Below are 17972 nucleotides of genomic sequence, written 5' to 3'. Positions count from 1 at the left end.
ATCGTGCGTTCAGTGCTGCCACACGCCGACCCAGTCGACCTGCACCTGCGTCTTGTCGACGCCGGGCGGGGGCGACTGCTGGTAGCCCACGGCAAGGTTGAGGATCAGTTCCATCGGGGTGGTGGGGATCGCGGCCGGGTCGGTGACCTGGAAGACCTGTACACCGTCGACGTACCAGGTGACGGCGTCCGGCTCCCAGTCGAGGCCGAAGACGTGGTAGCCGAGGGAGTAGTCCTGCGGCCCGTGGGCGTAGTGGGCGTCGATGTTGCTGCCGTCGGGGCCCTCGGCGTGCAGGTTGAGGTCGGCGTACTGGTTGCTGTTGATGAACTCGACGGTGTCCAGCTCCGGCAGCCCGCCCCGGGTGTTGGCGGAGAGCAGCCAGAACGCCGGGAACATGCCGACCGGCTGGTCGGTGGTCCTGATCGCGGCCGCGACGTACCCGTAGGTGAAGGTGTGCCGCGGGGTGCCGTCCCAGTGGTCGCGGCCGGTGGAGATCATCCCGGAGGTCCAGGGGTAGGTCTTCCCGTCGCTGCCGGGCGTCGGTTGGCGTTGGGCGGTGAGCGTGAGCGCGCCGTCCGCCACCGCGACCTGGCCCGGGAGGTACCACTCGTCCTCGTGGTTGCCGGTGTTGGTGCAGCCGCGGACGTTCCAGTCGTAGCAGGTGGTCCACTTGGAGCCGTCCAGCACGGTGCCGTTGAAGTCGTCCCGGAATACCTGGTGCCACGGGCCGGGCCCGGGCGGCTGGTCCGCCCCGACCGGCGGCAGGATGGCGGTCGGGCTCGTGGGCGCCGCGATCCCGGGGTGGAGCGCCGCCGCGCCGACGCCCGCGCCGTTGGACGCGCCGCAGGCGGCGGCCAGGAGCAGCACTCCGGTCACCAGCAGCAGCCGCCACCGGGCCTTGGGCCGGGAGGACGGACGGCGCGGGCTCCGGAAACGGCGGACGGGCCCGCCGGACACGGATGCGGGGGCGGCGGGGAGACGGCGCGGGAGCAGCGTCAGGAGGGTGGTGAGCAGGGCGAGCGCCAGGACCGTCCGGCCGACCGTGAAGGCGTGCCTGAAGAACAGCGCCTCCGCCACCAGCATCGTCAGCGCCAGGCTCAGCGTCACGGTCAGCGCGGCGACGCTCAGCCGGCCCGGTCCCCGCTCGCGCCAGGACGGGCCCGGCCGGGCCCAGGCCACGGCCGCAGCTCCCGGACCGACGAGCAGGAAGATGCCGGCGGCGACGGCCCGCAGCGGGTTCCCGGCCGGGAGCAGCAGGGCGGCGAGGGCGATCCAGCCCGACAGTGCGGGCAGGACGCGCGGCAGGGTCCACGGTCGGACGGTCACGGTGTCCTCCCTCCGGCCGGGGCGGTTCCGACGTGTCCGCCACCGGGCGGGACGTACTGGTAGACGACCGCGTCCTCGTTGGAGAACACCAGCCGCAGCTCGGACGAGGTGGCCGCGGCGGCCGCGAAGGCCTTGGTGGCGGTGACCGGCAGCAGCCCGGTCAGCTCGCACTCGGCGATCTGGGCCCGGGTCAGGATCACGTAGCTCGGTCCGCCGGCCACGTTCGGGCGTTCCAGCGCCGTTCTCAGGACGTCGCCGGGGTTGTCCGCCAGACGCTTGAGGTCCTCGCCGGCGGCGTCGCCGAGGACGAGCCGGTCGTGGTCGTCGTAGCGCATCTCGCCTCCCGGCTCGTTGGAGGTCAGCGAGATGACCCGGGAGCCTGGCGGGGTGGTGGCGACGTACCGGAGCGCGGCGGCCTCCTGCGGGGTGAAGTAGTTCATGCTCTCCTTGCCGAAGTAGCCGAACAGCAGGCCGGCGAGCAGGCCGAGCAGGACGACGGCGGTGGCACCGGTCCGCAGCGGGCCGATGGGCCGGGCGACCGGGGGAACGGACGAGGTGTCGGTCGGCGGACCTGACTGCGGATCGGACGGCGCGTCGGGCGACGGGCCGGACGGCCGGACGGCGCGCGGGCTCCAGAGCAGGGTCGCGGCGAGGAAGGCGGCGGCGGGGAGGGCGAACAGGTAGGCCCGGAAGAGCATCTCCCCGTCGTAGGCGTTGGCCAGCAGCAGCACTAGTGGCGCCACCAGCAGGGGCAGCAGGCCGACCCGGCGCACCCAGCGGTGGCGGACCAGGGCGGCCAGGGCGAGCAGGAAGACGGCGAGGGTCAGGGACCGGTCCGCCCAGGAGGTCAGGATCTGGCCGGGGGCGGCCTGCCCCAGGTGGGCGAGGCCGGCCACCGCGTTGTGGTCCGGCGAGCCCAGGGCGGTGACCAGGCTGGTCAGGTGCTCCGACACGAACGGCCGGGCCACGGTGGCGTCCCAGAGCACGGTCAGCCCGACCACGGCGGCCAGTACCGGCAGGACGGTGCGGCGGTTGCGGCGGCCCAGGGCCAGCAGGGCCATGCCCACGGCCAGCATGATCGGGGTCAGCTGGTGCGAGGAGACGATCGCGGCGATCAGCACCAGGACCAGGGCGAACGGCGCCGCCCGCCAACCACCGCGGGCCGATGCCTCGTCGGCCGCCGACAGGGCCCGGGCTCCGGGTGGTCCCGCCCTTCGCTCCCGGGGTTCGCGTGAGTCCGCCGCGAGCGAGCGCGCCACCGCCAGGCGGCGCATGACCAGCGCGATCACGGTGAGGGACAGCACGTAGGCGAAGGCCTGCGGGGAGAAGTAGTCCTGGCCGACCCAGGCGGTCGTGTAGTAGAGCCAGACCCCGCCCCAGACCAGTCGGTGGTCGGTGGTGATGCTCCGGTACAGCATCAGCAGCGGGCCGATCAGCAGGAGGTTGGTGATCACCGGGTACCAGGAGGCGTAGCCCAGAACGGAGTCCAGGCCGGTGGCGCGCAGGATCACCGCATGGAGGTCGAAGAAGCCGGGCCACTGGTTGTAGACGTCGAGCTTGCCCGCTCCCGGCACCGACCCGTCATGGCGCAGCATGGCGTCGACGATCGCGACGTGCTTCCAGGCCCAGGCGTACCGCAGGGTCGGGTAGAGCAGGCTGGGCGTCGCGTGGATCACCAGGATCAGCGCCAGGACGTAGGCGGCGGGCCAGCGGTGACGGATCTGCGGAGCGCGCAGCGCGGTGACGAAGCCGAGGGTGAGCAGGCCAAGTGCGGCGAAGTAGGCCGGCGGCAGGGCCTGGAGCAGGCCGAGGTCGCCCATCCGGGAGAGCTCCACCCGGGAGAGGGCCAGCAGCCAGAGCACCAGCGCGGCCGGCAGCGCGCACCGGACCACCCAGCCGGACCAGCCGGCTCCGGAGAGGGCTGCGTGGAGCCGGCGGGTCCGCCGGCCCTTGTTGCGGGGGGAGGTCGAGCGGTGGGCCGGTGGCCGCGGGTCGGGTCGGACGTCTTCACGTTCCAGGGCGTCGGTCACTGTGATCTCTCCTGACCGCGAGGCCTCGGCGGTCCGCCGACCGGGGTGCGGAGGGCCGCGCGCAGGCGGCGGTAGGCCCGCCACGCCCGGGTGGCGGTGCTCTCGTGGATGGGCGCGGTCGGGGCGCCCCTGCGCTTCGTCCAGTCGTCGAACACCTGCGGCGGTGTGTCGGCGCGGACCATCAGCCGGGCGATCCGCAGCGGGTCGTCGGCCGGGGAGCTGAAGGCGTTGCCGACGGCGGCCGCGGAGGTGTAGCCGGCCTGTGCGACCTTGCGGCGGACCTCCACGCCGGAGTACCCGTGCGGGTAGGAGAAGGAGGCGACCTCGTGGCCGAGGACGTCCTCCAGGACCGTCTTGCAGCCGGCGACCTCGTCGGTCAGCCGCCCGCCGTAGATGGTGTCCATGGGGACGTGGGTCCGGGAGTGGGCGCCGATCTCGACGCCCAGCGCGTCGAGGTTGCCGATCTGGCGCCAGTTCAGCATGGATGCCGGCGGCAGCAGACTTCCGGTGCCCCGCGCGCCGGGCGGGTGGACGGCACCGGTGGTGATGTAGAGGGTGGCGGGAAGGCCCTCGTCCGAGAGGATCGGGGCGACCGTCCAGTAGAAGTCGGCGTAACCGTCGTCGAAGGTCAGGACGGCGGCGCCGGGCGTCAGCGGCGGACCGCCGCGCAGGGCGGCGACCAGCCGGCGCAGCGGCACCAGCGACAGGCCGCTGTCCTTGATCCGGTCCAGCTGCTCGCGGAACACGCGGGGCGTGACGGTGTACGGCGCGAGCCAGGACGGCGGGTCGTCCGAGACCGAGTGGTAGAGGAAGACGGGTATCGCGCTCATGGCCCGTCCCTGGTCGGCCGGACCCCTGCGGGCCGGGCTGTGGTGGGCTCGGCACCGGCGGTCCGGTCACGGGCGGCCGGACGGACCGCGCCGGTCCGACGGGACGCGGTCCGTTCGGCCCAGCCGCCGGCCAACCCGGTGAGGTAGCCGGCGGCGGTCAGGGTGACGCCGGCGCAGAGCGCCGCCGCCGTGGCGGGCCGGCGCCGCCGCAGGCTGTCCAGCAGCGCGGCGGGCACGGTGTGCCGCAGGTAGGCGCGTTCGCTGGCGAGGCCGGCGGCGGCGCCGTCGTAGCGCACCACCGCGGCCTTGGAACGGCCTTCGGCGAAGCAGCGTGCGGCGAAGTAGGAGAGGGTGGTGCGGGCCGGCGGCACCCGGTGGAGGACCGCCGCGGCCGGCTCGTAGCGCAGCACGGCGCCGGGGTGGCGGGCGGCGAGGCGGATGCAGAGCTCCGTCTCCTCGCAGCCGAGCGGACGCCGGCCGACCCGGCCGAGGTCGGTCCGGAAGCCGCCGGCGGCCAGCGCCTCGGCACGCCGGAAGGACATGTTGGCGCCGATGAGGTTACGCACCCCGGCCGGCCGGCTCGGCAGTCCCCGGTAGGAACAGCCGACCACCCAGTCGAACTCGGGCGGGAACCAGTCCGGGCGGCCGCTCTGCCACCAGGGCCGGACGTGGCCGCCGACGCCGAGCACTCCGGGTGTCCGGTAGCCGGCCAGGAGCCGCGCGGTCCAGGCGGGGTCGGCGGTGGCGTCGTCGTCCAGGAAGGCGATCAGCTCGCCGTGGGCCGCGGCCAGGGCGGTGTTGCGGGCGCCCGAGAGACCGCGCCGCTGCCGGTTGGGGAGGATCCGCGCGTCGGCCGACAGGTGTTCCCGGGCGAGGTGCAGCAGCTCGGGGCAGTGGTCGATGACGAGCAGCACCTCGGCGGGCGGGTGGTGCTGGCCGCGCACGGAGGCGACGGCGGCGCACAGATCGTCCCAGCGCTCGACGGTGTAGGCGCAGATCACGACGGTCAGGCTCGGTGCACGGCCGTCGGCGGCGCGCTCGGGAGTCCGGTCGTCGTTCCGGCCGGAGGACTGGTCAGTGGTCATGGTCCTGGTCTCCTTCCATCGCACGCAGCCAGCGCCGGAGGACGAGCAGCAGTGCCGCCGCCATCGTGTACTCGGAGATCACCCAGGCGAGGCCGACGCCGATCAGTCCGTGGCGCGGCAGCAGCAGGACGACCAGGGTGACGATCATCGTGGCGGAGGCCATCCGCACCCCGATCATCCAGGGCAGCGCGCGGCGGACCCGGGCCACCTGGATGACCACGTTGGTCACCGCGATCGGCAGCGCGCACAGGGCGAGCAGACGCAGCACCGCCGTGCCGTGCTCGGCGTACGCGGGGCCGAAGACGCTCAGGATCTGGCGCGCACCGATCTCGATCACGAGTACGGCGCCGACCAGCAGCAGACCGGTGTGGCGCAGCATGCGCCGGGCGTACTCGGCCAGCCGCTTCGGGTCGCGGGCGCCCTCGACCACCAGCGAGTGGCCCATGCTGAACGTCGCGACGAAGAGGGTGGAGGCGATGACGAAGGAGAGCGAGTAGTAGGCGCTGCCCTCCGGTCCGAGCTGGGCTAGCACGATCAGGGGGACTGCGCTGTAGCTCGCGAAGCTGAAGAGGTTGCCGATGTAGTCGGCGCCGGCCCAGTGCAGGACCCGCTGGGGCGGTTCGGCGTCGGCGTCGCCGGCCGCCTCGTGGGCCGGCACGGCCCGGCGGAACAGCACCACGTTGGCCAGCGCGATCGAGACGACCATGGCCACCGCCCAGGCGACCAGGATGCCGGTGCCGACGGCCAGGGCCGCGCATCCGGCGAGCAGCAGTGACTTGGCGACGGCGAAGACGGCGTTCTCGCCGAGGACCCAGCCGGTCCTGCGGGTGCCGGTGAGCGCACCGTCCTGGAGCACGAAGACCGCGTAGCCGGCGGTGGCCGCGACGAACGCGACCGCGAGCACCGGCGAGTCCAGGAAGCCGAGGTTGGGGGCGACCAACGGGACCAGCAGCAGGAAGCCGACCGCGACCGCGGCGCTGAAACCGACGCTGATCGCGTAGCACCGCAGCACCAGGTGCCGGGTGTGCCGGCCCGCGGCCGGGACGAAGCGCACCAGCGCGTCCCCGAGGTTGAGGCTGCCGAGCGTGGCCAGGAACATCGCGGCCGACAGGGCCGCGTAGCTGCGCCCCACGGCCTCGACGCTGTAGTAGCGGGTGGCGAGTATCCAGAAGAACGCGCCGAGTCCGGCTGCGACGATCGAACTCGCCGCCAGTACATGGCCGTTGTGCATCAGGGAGTCCGCGCGCAGGCTCTGGGTGCCCGCCCTGATCCGGGCCCACAGCAGTGCCGGGTAGGAGCACTCGCAGGGCAGCGCCACCGGGCAGGAGCACGGCCGTGCGGCCGCCGTCCGCCGCCTGGAGCGCGTGTGGTCGAGGATGGACATCACGGCCTCGCCGAGGTGTCGGCCCGGCGTTGCAACCGGACGCTGCGCAGGTAGCAGACCGGCCCGTAGAGCAGGCCGAGGAGTTCGAGCCGCCCGAGGTGGACCATCAGCGGGTCGCGGCGGGCGGCGGGCGGGTCACCGCGGTGCAGGGTCTGCCGGACCCCGTGCGGCACCCGGGCGAGCAGGGCTGCGAGCAGGCGCGGCTGCCGGCGGGTGGCTGCGGCCAGATAGGCGCCGAAGCCGACGCCGAAGCCGAAGACCTGGGTGGTCAGCGCCTCCATGGAGCGGCGGTGCGGGTGCCACACCAGTGCGTCCGGCCGGTAGACGACCGTGTGACCGGAGGTCAGGACCTGGAGGAAGGAGAGCAGGTCCTCTCCTCCGCGCGCCGGTGTGCCGGTGCTGGTCGCGGGGTCGAAGCCGCCGATCGAGCGGAGGAGGCCGGTGCGGAAGGCCATGTTGGCCCCGGTGCCGAGCCGGCCGGTGGCGAAGGGGAAGAGCGGGTCGTCGGACGGTTCGCCGAGCGACCAGCTGCGGCTGGTGAAGCCCTTGGCGTAGCCGCAGTACCGTTCCAGCGCGATCTGCGCCCGGGTGTCCAGCTCGGCGGGCAGCACCAGGCCGGTGACGCAGCCCACCTGCGGGTCCGAACGGAAGCCGTCGACCAGGGCGGCCACCCAGCCCTCGTCGATCAGGAGGTCGTCGTCGGCGAAGGCGCAGATCTCTCCGCGCGCGACGGCGAGGCCGCGGTTGCGGGCACGGGCCAGTCCGGGCACCGGCTCGCGCAGGTACCGGACCCGGCCCGGGTAGCGGAGCGCGACGAGCAGCTCGGTGGCCCGGTCGGAGGGGGCGTTGTCGACCACGATGACCTCGACCTGCCGGTAGGTGCCGGCCAGGAGGGCGTCCAGGGAGCGCGGCAGCAGGTCGACGCGGTTGTGGGTGCAGACGATGACGCTCACGAGCGGGGCGTCGGCCGGCGGTTCCGGCCGCACCGCGGCCGGTGCGCGCGGGTCCGGCTCGCGGGCCGCTGCGGCGGCCAGGGCCCGGCGGAGTGCGGCCGGGTCACCGGGCGCGGCCTCGGCGGTCACCAGGCAGAGGGGCTGTCCCCCGCGGCGGATGAGCGCCAGCACCCGGCCGCTCGGGGAGAACACGTCGCCCCGGCCGGGACGGTGCAGTTCGTCCGGGCGTTCGAGATCCAGCTCGGCGACCTCGACGGGCGCGGGCGGCAGCGCGATCGGGGTGGTCATGACAGCCGACCTCCAGACCTGGGATGGTGTTGTTGCCAGACGGTGAACAGGTAGCAGAACGGGCCGTACAGCAGCCCGCGGCGTTCCAGCCTGCGGAGGCCGCGCAGGGTGTCGCCGTCGGCCGGCCCGGTTCGGGTACCGAGCCGGTGGCTGACGTGCCAGCGCCACACGCCGTAGGGCAGCCTCCGGACGAGCTCGGTGAGCAGGCTCGGCCGGTGGGACACGGCCGCCGCCAGGTACGCGCCGAACCCGACCCCGAACCCGCTCACCTGGTGGGCGAGCGCCTTCATAGTCCGCCGGTGCCGGTGCCACACGATCGCGTCGGGCTGGTAGGCCACGGTGTACCCCGCGGTCAGGACCTGCTGGAAGGAGAGCAGGTCCTCCCCGCCCCGCGAGGGCGTCCCGGTGCCGGTGGCCGGGTCGAAGCCGCCGAGGGCCCGGAGCACCGCGGTGCGGAAGGCCATGTTGGCCCCCATCCCGAACCGGCCGACGGAGAACTGGACCAGCGGGTCGTCCAGGGACGCCGGGAGCGACCAGCTGCGGGCCTCGAAGCCCCGGCTGGGAGCGCAGTACTGCTCCACGACGAACTGTGCCTTGGTGTCCAGCTCCGCGGGCAGCACCAGGCCGGTCACACAGGCGATCCGGTCGTCCGACTGGAACGCCTCCACCAGGGCGTTCACCCAGCGGGAGTCGGCGATGGCGTCGTCGTCCGTGAAGGCGCAGAGCTCACCGCGCGCGGCCGCGAGGCCGCGGTTGCGGGCCCGGGACAGGCCGGGCAGGGGCTCCCTCACGTACCGGATCCGGTCTCCGTAGCGCGATCGGACCAGCTTCTCGGTGGCGTCGTTCCTGGGGGCGTTGTCCACCAGGATCACCTCGACGAGGGGATGGCCGATCCGCACCAGGGAGTCCAGGCAGCGCGGCAGCATCTCGTCGCGGTCCCGGGTGCAGACGATCACGGAGACCGTCTGCGGGCCCGCAGGCACCCGGGCGCGGCCGACCCGACCGGGACGCGCCGCGGGTGTCGCGGTGGACAGGGCGGGAACTCGCAGTTCCCGGTGAGCGGCGTCGACCAGCGCCCGGCGCAGCGCGGCACTGTCGCCTGCTGTTCCGGTGGCCGTGACCAAGCCGAGCGGGTGTCCGTGCAGCCGCACCAACGCCAACACGCGGCCGTCCTGGTCGGCGGCACCGAGACCTCCGGGGGAGCGCAGCTCGCCCGGTTCGTCCAGGTCCAGGTCGACGACACGGACGGGGGTGTAGAGCGAGTCGCGGGCGGCGGGGCGCGGGCAGGCAGCTGCGGTGCGCCGGTCGGGGCCATTCATCATCGCTCCTCCGCGGGGGCGGCCGCCGAGGCCCGGGCGCCGGGACGCTCGGAGATCAGGGTCCTCAGCACCCGGCGGCCGTCGGAGATGGCGTGGAGGTGGGAGCGACCGCTGCGGCGGGGGAGTTCCAGGCTCGGCACTTCGGCGATCCGCAGTCCGGAGCGCAGGGCGTGCGCGATCATCTCGGCCTCGATCTCGAAGCCGGTGGAGCGCAGGTCGAGAGCGTCCAGGAAGGAGCGGCGGAAGGCACAGTAGCCGTAGCACAGGTCGGTGAGGCTCGCGTCGTACAGGCGGTTGACGACGGCGAGCAGGGCGCGGTTGCCGAGCGAGCGGACCTTGGTGAAGTCCAGCGAGCCGCCGCCGGCGATGCACCGGGATCCCTTGACCAGGTCGAAGCCGTGGTCGAGGAAGTGCAGGAAGTGCGGGATCTCGCCGGGCCACATGGAGCCGTCGGCGTCCATCATGACGATGTACTCGCCGGTGGCGGCGGCGAAGCCGGTGCGCAGGGCGTTGCCCTTGCCCGGGCCGCACTGCTGGACGCTGCGGACGGTCGGCAGGCAGTGCCGGGCCATCGGGACGGTGGCGTCGTCGGACGAGCCGTCGACCAGGATCACCTCGTCGACGCAGCGCGGGATCTGCTCGAACACCCAGGGGATGTTGCGGGCCTCGTTCTGCGCGGGCACGACCAGCGTGACGCCGTGCTTGCTGGCGACGCCGTCCCCGGCCCGGCGCATCGGCCGCCGGACGGTGACCCGGTCCTCGGCGCGACGTTGTGGCCGGCCGTCATGGTTCGGGTACGGAACGACGTTGGGGGGCAGGGTGGTGCTCATCGAGAACGGCCTCTCGGGGGGAGGCGACGGGCGGGCGCCGGGCACGGCGCGGCCCCTGAAGGAACGGGGCGGGCCCGGTGCGCGACTGATACGCGGGGCGGGCGGGGCCCCGAAAGGGAAGTCCCCGGAGGGGACTGCCGAAAACGTGGAGAGCGACTCGGGCGGCCGGATGGGGGTGCGCGCCGCCGGCTCTCTCGGGCGCCGAAGCGCCGGTCTGTCGAACTGGCCGAATGTGCTTCCCGCACGGAGGTGCGGGGTGTGCCAGGGCCTCATCGTGCCCAGGTGACCGGCGTCACGTCAAGTGGTTTGTCGTAATTGGTTCTTTATGCCCGATTCGACATACGTCCGTTGCCCCCCCGGCACGGGCACCGCACGCCGAGCGGACCTCACTCCCGACCAGTCCTCAGCCCCCGACCGATCCCCGGCCCGACCGGTCCTCGGCTCCACCGGTGCTCAGCCCCCGACCGGCCGGCCCTCCGGCTCCTCGGCGATCCGGCGGGCGATCTCGCCCGGCCGCACCGGCCGCCCGAAGTGCCAGCCCTGCGCCCAGTCGCAGCCGATGGTGCGCAGGCGCTCGGCGTCCCGCAGGGTCTCCACGCCCTCGGCGGTGACGGTCAGGCCCAGCGCGTGCGCCATCGACACCAGGCCGCTGACGATCCGCCAGCCGGTCTCCTCGTCCTTGGCCGGATCGTGCAGGTCACCCACGAAGGAGCCGGCGATCTTCAGCCCCGAGACCGGCAGGTCGCGCAGGTAGGCCAGGTTGGACCAGCCGGTGCCGAAGTCGTCCACGGCGAGCGACACGCCCTGGTCGACCAGCCCGTGCAGGGTGCGCAGCGCCTCGTCCTCCGGGCCGACCACGGTGGACTCGGTGATCTCCAGCTGGAGCCGGGCCGGGTCCAGGCCGGTGGATTCGAGGATCCGGGCGAGGTCGGTCACCAGCGCGGCACTGCGGGCCTGACGGACCGCCAGGTTGACGTTCAGCTGCGGCGCGTCGTCGCCGAACCGCCTGATCCAGTCGGCCGCCTGGCCACACGCCTGCTCCAGCACCCAGCGGCCGAGCGGCATGATCAGGCCGGTCTCCTCGGCGGTGGTGACGAACTCGTCGGGGCCGAGCACCCCCAGCTGCGGGTGGCGCCAGCGCACCAGCGCCTCGACGGCGGCCAGCCGGCCGTCGGCCAGCGCGTACAACGGCTGGTAGTCGATGAAGAACTCGCCGCGGTCGAGCGCGGCCGGCATCCGGACGGACACGGCGTAGCGGCTGACCGCGCGGGCGTTCTCCTTGGGGTCGAAGAGCGTCCAGCGGCCGCGGCCGGCCTCCTTGGCCCGGTACAGCGTCAGGTCCGCCGCGCGGACGGCGGCGCCGGGGGTGGTGGTCGAGACGCGCCGCTCCAGCACGCCCACGCTGGCGCCGACGGCGAGCTTGTGATCGCCGATCAGGACCGGCCCGGCCAGTGCCTTCAGCACGGTCTTGGCGGCGGCGACGGCCTCCTGCTCGCCCCGGCAGTTCTCCAGCAGGACGACGAACTCGTCGCCGCCGAGCCGGGCGACCAGGTGGCCGAGCGGGGTCAGGGCGGCCTTCAGCCGGGCGGCGACGGCGGAGAGCAGCTGGTCCCCGGTGTCGTGGCCGAGGCTGTCGTTGACCACCTTGAAGCCGTCGAGGTCCACGTAGCAGAGGCCGAACCGGGCACCCGGGTCCGGCTCCTCGAAGAGCTTCTCCAGCCGCTCGAAGAAGGCCGCCCGGTTGGGCAGGCCGGTCAGCGGGTCGTGGGTGGCCTGGTGGCGCAGCCGCTCCTGGAGCCGGTAGCGGTCGGTGATGTCCTCCAGCATCGCCACCTGGTACTGCGGGACGCCGTCGTCGTCACGGATCAGCGAGACGGTCAGGTGGGTCCAGACCACCTCGCCGTCCCGCCGGTAGTACGGCTTGTCGAACTGGAAGTAGTCCCGCTTGCCGCTGATCAGGTCCTCGTACGCCTCCCAGACGCCCGGGGCGTCCTCGGGGTGGACGAGGTCGCCGACCCGGCGGCCCTGCATGTCCTCCGGGCCGGCCCCGAACAGCTCCTGGAGAGCCTTGTTGACGGCCAGGATGTTGCCCTCGGTGTCGCCGATGCCGATGCCGATCGCCGCGCTCTCGAAGAGCGCGCGGAACCGCGCCTCGGAGGCGCGCAGCGCCCGCTCGGCCTCCTTGCGGGCCATGTCGGCGGCGGTGCGGATGGCCTCCTGCTCGCGCAGGGTCCGCTCGCGCAGGGCAGCCGCCCAGCCGGCCGCGAAGGCGCCGCAGAGCGCGGGCCCGCGGTCGTCGGTGACCGGCTGCTCCTGGAGCAGCTCCACGGCCCGGGCCAGCACCACCGGGTCGGTGAAGTGCGCGTCCACCAGCTCGGCACCGGCCTGCGCGGCCAGGTGCGGCTCGAACGGTTCGTCCTGCTGGGCACGGTGGAGCAGCGCGGCGGTCCGGGAGACGAGCCGGCCGAGCAGGCCGGGGTGGACCGCCGTGCCGTGGTCACCGGAGAGCAGCCGCGACCAGTCCTCGTGGAACCGTTCGGCACTGCTCGGCACCGGCGCATCACTCACGGGCGGAACCCCACGCCCGCCACCCCGGTCATCCGCTCGGGGTGCTGGCCGACCGCCTCCGGCTGGTCGGGCCGCCACTGCGGCAGGTAGACGACACCGGGCTCGACCAGATCGAATCCGGCGAACATCGCGGTGATCTGCTCGTGGGTGCGCATGGTCAGCGGAGTGGGCGTCATCCTGTACAGCTTCTGGTGGTCCTCGGCCTGGTCCGGGCGGCCCTCCAGGGAGGCGTGCGAGAGGACCAGCGCGCTGCCCGGCGGGAGGGCGTCGCGCAGCACCTCGACCAGCTTCCACGGGTCCTCGGAGTCGCTGACGAAGTGCAGGACGGCCACCAGCAGCACGGCCACCGGCTCGCCGGCCGCCAGCAGGGACCGCACCTCGGGGCGGGCCATCAGGTCGTCGATGTCCCGCAGGTCGGCCTGGACGACGGAGCTCTTCGGGTCGTCCTCCAGCAGCAGCCGGCTGTGCGCGACGGCGACCGGGTCGCGGTCGATGTAGACCACCTCGGCCTCGGGGCGGATCGCCCGGGCGATCTCGTGCACGGCGCCGAAGGTGGGGATGCCGGAACCGATGTCCAGGAAGCGGCTGACGCCCCGTTCGGCGACGAACTGCACGGCGCGGCGCAGGAAGGCCCGGTTGGACCGCATGATCTGGGGCAGCTCCGGCCACAGGGCGATCGCCTTGCGGGCCATCTCCCGGTCCACCTCGAAGTTGTGCGAACCACCGAGATAGTAGTCGTAGACCCGCGCGGCGTTCGGTTTGTCCAGGTCCGTGCCCTCCGGTACCCAGTTCGGTCGCCGCATCCTAGGGACTCCTTCACTCCGGTTCCGGGAAGCCAGCTGTCTGAAGGGACGGCTGCGACTGATGAGACTACAAGCACAAAAGATCCTCCCTTGCACGCCGAACGGGTGCAAGCGGAGCTCTCCCGTCCTGCCGGAGGGTCCGCCTCCGTTCCGGCCCGTGTCCGCCCGTGCCCGCCCGTGAGCCGCCCCGGGCCACCCGGTGCCCGCCCGCGCCCGGGGCCGGCTCCCCGCCCTGCCGGGAAGGCGAGCGGGCCGGACAATGGAGCCGATGGCCGGACGCATCGAGGACTACGCCCTGATCGGCGACCTGCAGACCGCTGCCCTGGTGGGCCGGGACGGATCTGTCGACTGGCTCTGCCTGCCCCGGTTCGACTCCCCCAGCTGCTTCGCCGGCCTCCTCGGCGACCGCGGGCACGGCGCCTGGCGGCTCGCCCCCGTCGGCGGCACGCAGTGTTCCGCCCGCCGCTACCTCGGCGACAGCCTCGTCCTGGAAAGTGAGTGGCGCACACCCGGCGGCTCGGTGCGGATCACCGACTTCATGCCCCAGCGCGGACCGGACAGCCGCACCCCGCAACTCATCCGGATCGTGGAGGGCCTCGGCGGCACCGTCCCGGTCCGCGGCGAGCTGCGGCTGCGGTTCAACTACGGCCGGATCGAGCCCTGGGTACGCCGCACCGGCCGGCACCGGGTCGCCGTCGCCGGGCCGGACTCCGTCTGGTTACGGGTCCCGCCCGGCGTGCACACCTACGGCGTGGACGGCATCACCGCCTCCGACTTCACCGTCACCGCCGGCGACCGCGTCGCCTTCGTGCTCACCTGGCAGCCCTCCCACCTGACCGCCACCCCGCGCACCGACCCCGAGGAGACCCTGCTCGCCACCCTGCGCGACTGGCAGCGGTGGGCGGCCGGCTGCCGGTACCGCGGCGAGTGGCGGGACGCCGTGCTGCGCTCGCTGATCACCCTCAAGGCGCTCACCTACGCCCCCACCGGCGGGATCGTCGCCGCGCCCACCGCCTCCCTGCCCGAACGGATCGGCGGGATGCGCAACTGGGACTACCGGTTCTGCTGGCTGCGCGACTCATCGATGACCCTCGCCGCCCTGCTCCGCGGCGGGTTCCGCGAAGAGGCCGCCGCCTGGCGCCGCTGGCTGCTGCGCGCCATCGCCGGCGACCCGGGCGACCTGCAGACCGTGTACGGGGTCGCCGGGGAACGCGTCCTCGGCGAGACCGTCGCCGACTGGCTGCCCGGCTACGAGGACTCCCGGCCGGTCCGGTTCGGCAACGCCGCCGTCGACCAGCTCCAACTCGACGTCTACGGCGAGGTGGTGGACACCCTGCACCTCGCACTGCTGGCCGGCCTGCCGATGGAACGGCACGTCTGGACCCTGCTGCGGGCCCTGATGGAGTACCTGGAACAGCACTGGCGGGAGCCCGACGAGGGCCTCTGGGAGGTCCGCGGCGGGCGGCGGCACTTCGTCCACTCCAAGGTGATGTCCTGGGTCGCCGCCGACCGCGCCGTCCGGCTCGCCGAGGCCACCGGCCTGCCCGCGCCCGTCGACCGCTGGCGGGCCATGCGCGACGCCGTCCACGCCGACGTCTGCGCGCACGGCTACGACCGGCGGCGCGGCGTCTTCGTCCAGCACTACGGCGGGCAGGGGCTCGACGCGGCCACCCTGTTCGTGGTCAAGAGCGGCTTCCTGCCGCCGGACGACCCGCGGGTGATCAGGACCGTGGACGCCGTCCGGGACGGACTCGACCACGGCGGCCTCGTCCGCCGCTACCAGGCCCACCAGCGCACCGACGGCCTGCCCGGCGGCGAGGGCGCCTTCCTGGCCTGCTCGTTCTGGCTCGCCGACGCGCTCGCCGCGACCGGGCGGCGGGCCGAGGCGCGCGAACTGTTCGCCCGGGTGGTCGGGCTCGCCAACGACCTCGGGCTGCTCTCCGAACAGTGGGAGCCGCGCTCCCGCCGCCAACTCGGCAACACCCCGCAGGCGTTCACCCACGTCGCACTGGTCAACACGGCGTTCACGCTGGCCGAACCGGAGTGACGCGCAGGGGCCCTGCCCGGCGGGCGCACGGGAGTACCGTTCGGCAGGTGGACCCCAACCACTACCGATTCCGCGGCGCCTGGCGACTGCCCGCGCCGCCGGCCGCCGTGTACGCGGCACTGGAGGACGTGCGGAGCTACCCGCTCTGGTGGCCCGAGATCCGCACCGCCCGGGAGACCGGCCCGGACGCCGGCGAGGTGGAGGTGCGCGCGCTGCTGCCGTACCGGCTGGTCATCGGGCTGGAGAGGGTCCGGCGCGACCCGGCCACCGGGGTGCTGGAGGCCGCGATGCACGGCGACCTCACCGGCTGGTCCCGCTGGACCGTCACCCCGGACGGCCCGGGCGCCGCGGACGGCGCGGGCAGCCGCGTGCTCTTCGAGGAGGACACCCGGCCGGCCAAGCCCCTGCTGCGGCGGCTCGCCCTCCCCCTGCACCCCGTCTTCCGCGCCAACCACGCCGCGATGATGTGGCGGGGGCGGCGGGGGCTGGCCGGGTACCTGGGCAGGGGCGCGGCGCGGGCCGCCGACGGCTGACCGCGGTCGGCGGGCGCCCGTCACCCCGCTAGCCGCGGTCGAACAGCCAGCCGCGCAGCAGCCGGGTGACCACCGGCAGCGCCGCGTACGTCATCAGCGCGCTGATGAGCGGCGCCGTGACGAGCGGGCGGACGGCCGTCGGCAGGCCCGCCAGGTGCGGGCTGATCAGCACGCTCGCCGTGACGACGATCGGGGCGATCGCGAGGGTCGAGGCCACCGCCATCTTCCAGCGCACCGGCGGCCGGCCCTTCGCGGCGGCCCGGGTGGTCGCGAACCAGCCCTCCATGCCGAGGATCTCGTGCCGGTGCACCTCGTGGTGGTGCCCGTCCGCCACGGCGAAGCAGGCCGCCCGCGCCGGGGACGCCTGCCAGGAGCGGAACGCCTCGCCGTCGCGGAAGTGCAGCAGCAGGTGCCAGGGGTCGTCCGGCCCGGCGGGCCGCAGCAGCCCGGTGCCGAGGTTGCCCTCGTGCGCGGCGGCCGCGGCCAGGATCCCCTCCGCCCAGACCTCGAACGCCTCCTCGTAGCCGGGCTCCACCCGGCGTGCCACGAAGAGGGTGACCTCCTCGTCCTGCTCGCTCCCGGCCACCGTGCCACGCGCCGTCGTCGCCATTGGTCCTCCCCGTCCTGCCCGTACGCCGTGCCAGGGCCGCAGCGTACGGCGTGCGCCCGGGCCCGTGCGCCGCCGGTCCGCGGCGGCGGCCGAACAGCCGGTCGGCATCCAGGCGGCCACCGGATCCGGGCGGCCCGGTTCGAGTGATCGTCCGATGCGGCTAGCGTGGCTGTGGACGTCTTCGCCCGCCGCCGTACCGGGAGGCCCCTGCCGTGAGCGCTCCGCCCGAGGACTTCGGTTTCGACCGCCCCTTCGACCGCGCCGGCACCGGCAGCAGCAAGTGGGCGCGGGCCGGCGGCGGGGCGGACGGGGTGATCCCGATGGGCCTCGCCGACATGGACCTGCCCGGCCCGGCCGCCGTCGCCCGCGCCCTGGCGGACCGGGCCGGGCACCGCGCGTACGGCTACACGGTGTGCGACCCGGCCGGGCGGGCGCTGGTGGCGCGCTGGTACCGGGAGCGGCACCGGGTGACGGTGGATCCGGCATGGGTGGTGCTGCTGCCGGCCGGCCCGCGGACCGCCGTCCGGCTGCTGCTGGAGGCGGTGCGCCCGGCCGGCCCGGTGCTGTTCCCGGCCCCCGAATGGGGCGGCTTCGCCCAGCTCTGCCGGTCCGCCGCGCTGCCGTACGAGGAGGTGCCGCTGCTCCGGGACGACGCGGGATACCGGCTGCCGGTGGCCGCGTTGGCGGGGCGCCGGGCCGGGGCGGTGCTGCTCAGCAGTCCGCACAACCCGTCCGGGCGGGTCTGGCACGAGGGCGAGATCCGTGCGCTCGCCGGGGCGGCGGCGGAGGCCGGCGCGGTGCTGGTCTCGGACGAGGTGCACGGCGACCTCACCCACCCGGGGCACCGGCACCCGGTGGCCGTCGCCGTGGCGGGCCCGTACCGGGAGCGGACCGTCACGCTCAACTCGGTGGGCAAGACCTTCAACACCTCCGGCATCCCCAGCTGCTTCGCGCTCGTCCCGGACGGCGCACTGCGCGAGCGGCTCACCGACGTGATGGCCGGGTACGGCCTCTGGGAGGGCGGGCTGCTGGAGCAGGAGGTGCAGCAGGCGGCGCTGCGGCACGGCGGCCCGTGGCTGGACGCGTTGCTGGCGCACCTGGCGGCCGCCCGGAACCGGCTGACCGGCCTGCTCGGCGGCGCCGTCGCCTCCGCGCCCGAGGCCTCGTACCTGCTCTGGGTGGACGCCGTCGCGCTGGGCCTGCCGCCGGCCGGGGCGCGGGCGGCACTGCTGGAGCGGTGCGGTCTGGAGGCCTCCGACGGGGCCGACTTCGGGCCGGGCGGGCACGGCGCGCTGCGGCTCAACTACGCGCTGCCGGGCCCTGTCCTGGAGACCGTCCTGGAGCGGCTGGCCCGGCTCCGCTGAGG

Annotated in this window: 14 protein-coding genes; 3 read left to right on the top strand and 11 right to left on the bottom strand. The window is 74.2% G+C overall.

The window, feature by feature from the left end:
* Window positions 1–9 precede the first annotated feature (9 nt).
* The 10 genes from ACZ3YO_RS07535 to ACZ3YO_RS07490 form a co-directional block, all read right to left on the bottom strand.
* The gene (locus ACZ3YO_RS07535; RefSeq protein ID WP_465566088.1) at window positions 10–1326 is read right to left on the bottom strand and encodes a glycoside hydrolase family 16 protein; all 1317 of its coding nucleotides are present in this window, start codon (window positions 1324–1326) and stop codon (window positions 10–12) included.
* Window positions 1323–3356, bottom strand: coding sequence for a glycosyltransferase (locus tag ACZ3YO_RS07530; RefSeq protein ID WP_465566085.1), 2034 nt, complete (start codon window positions 3354–3356; stop codon window positions 1323–1325). Before ACZ3YO_RS07530 ends, ACZ3YO_RS07535 begins: the two co-directional genes overlap by 4 nt.
* A complete protein-coding gene (locus ACZ3YO_RS07525; RefSeq protein WP_465566082.1) occupies window positions 3353–4186 on the bottom strand; it encodes a polysaccharide deacetylase family protein in 834 nt (277 codons plus the stop codon). The genes ACZ3YO_RS07530 and ACZ3YO_RS07525 overlap by 4 nt, the downstream gene beginning before the upstream one ends.
* The gene (locus tag ACZ3YO_RS07520) at window positions 4183–5271 is read right to left on the bottom strand and encodes a glycosyltransferase family 2 protein (protein WP_465566080.1); all 1089 of its coding nucleotides are present in this window, start codon (window positions 5269–5271) and stop codon (window positions 4183–4185) included. Before ACZ3YO_RS07520 ends, ACZ3YO_RS07525 begins: the two co-directional genes overlap by 4 nt.
* On the bottom strand, window positions 5261–6655 hold the full coding sequence (locus ACZ3YO_RS07515; protein WP_465566077.1) for a lipopolysaccharide biosynthesis protein: 1395 nt from the start codon (window positions 6653–6655) through the stop codon (window positions 5261–5263). The genes ACZ3YO_RS07520 and ACZ3YO_RS07515 overlap by 11 nt, the downstream gene beginning before the upstream one ends.
* A complete protein-coding gene (locus ACZ3YO_RS07510; protein WP_465566074.1) occupies window positions 6655–7896 on the bottom strand; it encodes a glycosyltransferase family 2 protein in 1242 nt (413 codons plus the stop codon). Before ACZ3YO_RS07510 ends, ACZ3YO_RS07515 begins: the two co-directional genes overlap by 1 nt.
* Complete coding sequence (locus ACZ3YO_RS07505) at window positions 7893–9218, bottom strand: glycosyltransferase family 2 protein (RefSeq protein ID WP_465566072.1); 1326 nt, start codon at window positions 9216–9218, stop codon at window positions 7893–7895. The genes ACZ3YO_RS07510 and ACZ3YO_RS07505 overlap by 4 nt, the downstream gene beginning before the upstream one ends.
* Window positions 9215–10045 (bottom strand): glycosyltransferase family 2 protein, encoded by an 831-nt coding sequence (locus tag ACZ3YO_RS07500; protein ID WP_465566070.1) that lies wholly within the window; start codon window positions 10043–10045, stop codon window positions 9215–9217. The genes ACZ3YO_RS07505 and ACZ3YO_RS07500 overlap by 4 nt, the downstream gene beginning before the upstream one ends.
* 453 nt (window positions 10046–10498) lie before the next feature.
* Entirely contained in the window at window positions 10499–12613 is a 2115-nt protein-coding gene (locus tag ACZ3YO_RS07495; RefSeq protein WP_465566067.1) for a putative bifunctional diguanylate cyclase/phosphodiesterase, read from the bottom strand.
* Window positions 12610–13416: an SAM-dependent methyltransferase gene (locus ACZ3YO_RS07490; RefSeq protein WP_465566064.1), complete on the bottom strand. Its 807-nt coding sequence runs from the start codon at window positions 13414–13416 to the stop codon at window positions 12610–12612. The genes ACZ3YO_RS07495 and ACZ3YO_RS07490 overlap by 4 nt, the downstream gene beginning before the upstream one ends.
* Window positions 13417–13684: 268 nt before the next feature.
* Here ACZ3YO_RS07490 and ACZ3YO_RS07485 point away from each other — a divergent pair, with 268 nt between their 5' ends.
* Window positions 13685–15463: a glycoside hydrolase family 15 protein gene (locus ACZ3YO_RS07485; protein ID WP_465566061.1), complete on the top strand. Its 1779-nt coding sequence runs from the start codon at window positions 13685–13687 to the stop codon at window positions 15461–15463.
* Window positions 15464–15510: 47 nt separating this feature from the next.
* A complete protein-coding gene (locus tag ACZ3YO_RS07480) occupies window positions 15511–15996 on the top strand; it encodes an SRPBCC family protein (RefSeq protein ID WP_465566058.1) in 486 nt (161 codons plus the stop codon).
* A gap of 28 nt (window positions 15997–16024) precedes the next feature.
* Here the strand turns inward: ACZ3YO_RS07480 and ACZ3YO_RS07475 are convergent, their stop codons facing one another.
* On the bottom strand, window positions 16025–16606 hold the full coding sequence (locus ACZ3YO_RS07475; protein WP_465566056.1) for an antibiotic biosynthesis monooxygenase: 582 nt from the start codon (window positions 16604–16606) through the stop codon (window positions 16025–16027).
* Between the two features lie 212 nt (window positions 16607–16818).
* On the opposite strand from ACZ3YO_RS07475, the gene ACZ3YO_RS07470 reads away from it, so the two are divergent.
* Window positions 16819–17970 (top strand): aminotransferase class I/II-fold pyridoxal phosphate-dependent enzyme, encoded by a 1152-nt coding sequence (locus ACZ3YO_RS07470; protein ID WP_465566053.1) that lies wholly within the window; start codon window positions 16819–16821, stop codon window positions 17968–17970.
* The last annotated feature ends 2 nt before the right edge of the window (window positions 17971–17972 follow it).

It is taken from the genome of Kitasatospora sp. NPDC022785 (genome assembly GCF_055561295.1).
The sequence above is the reverse complement of the archived record's forward strand: the minus strand, read 5'-3'. Positions and strand labels throughout refer to the sequence as shown.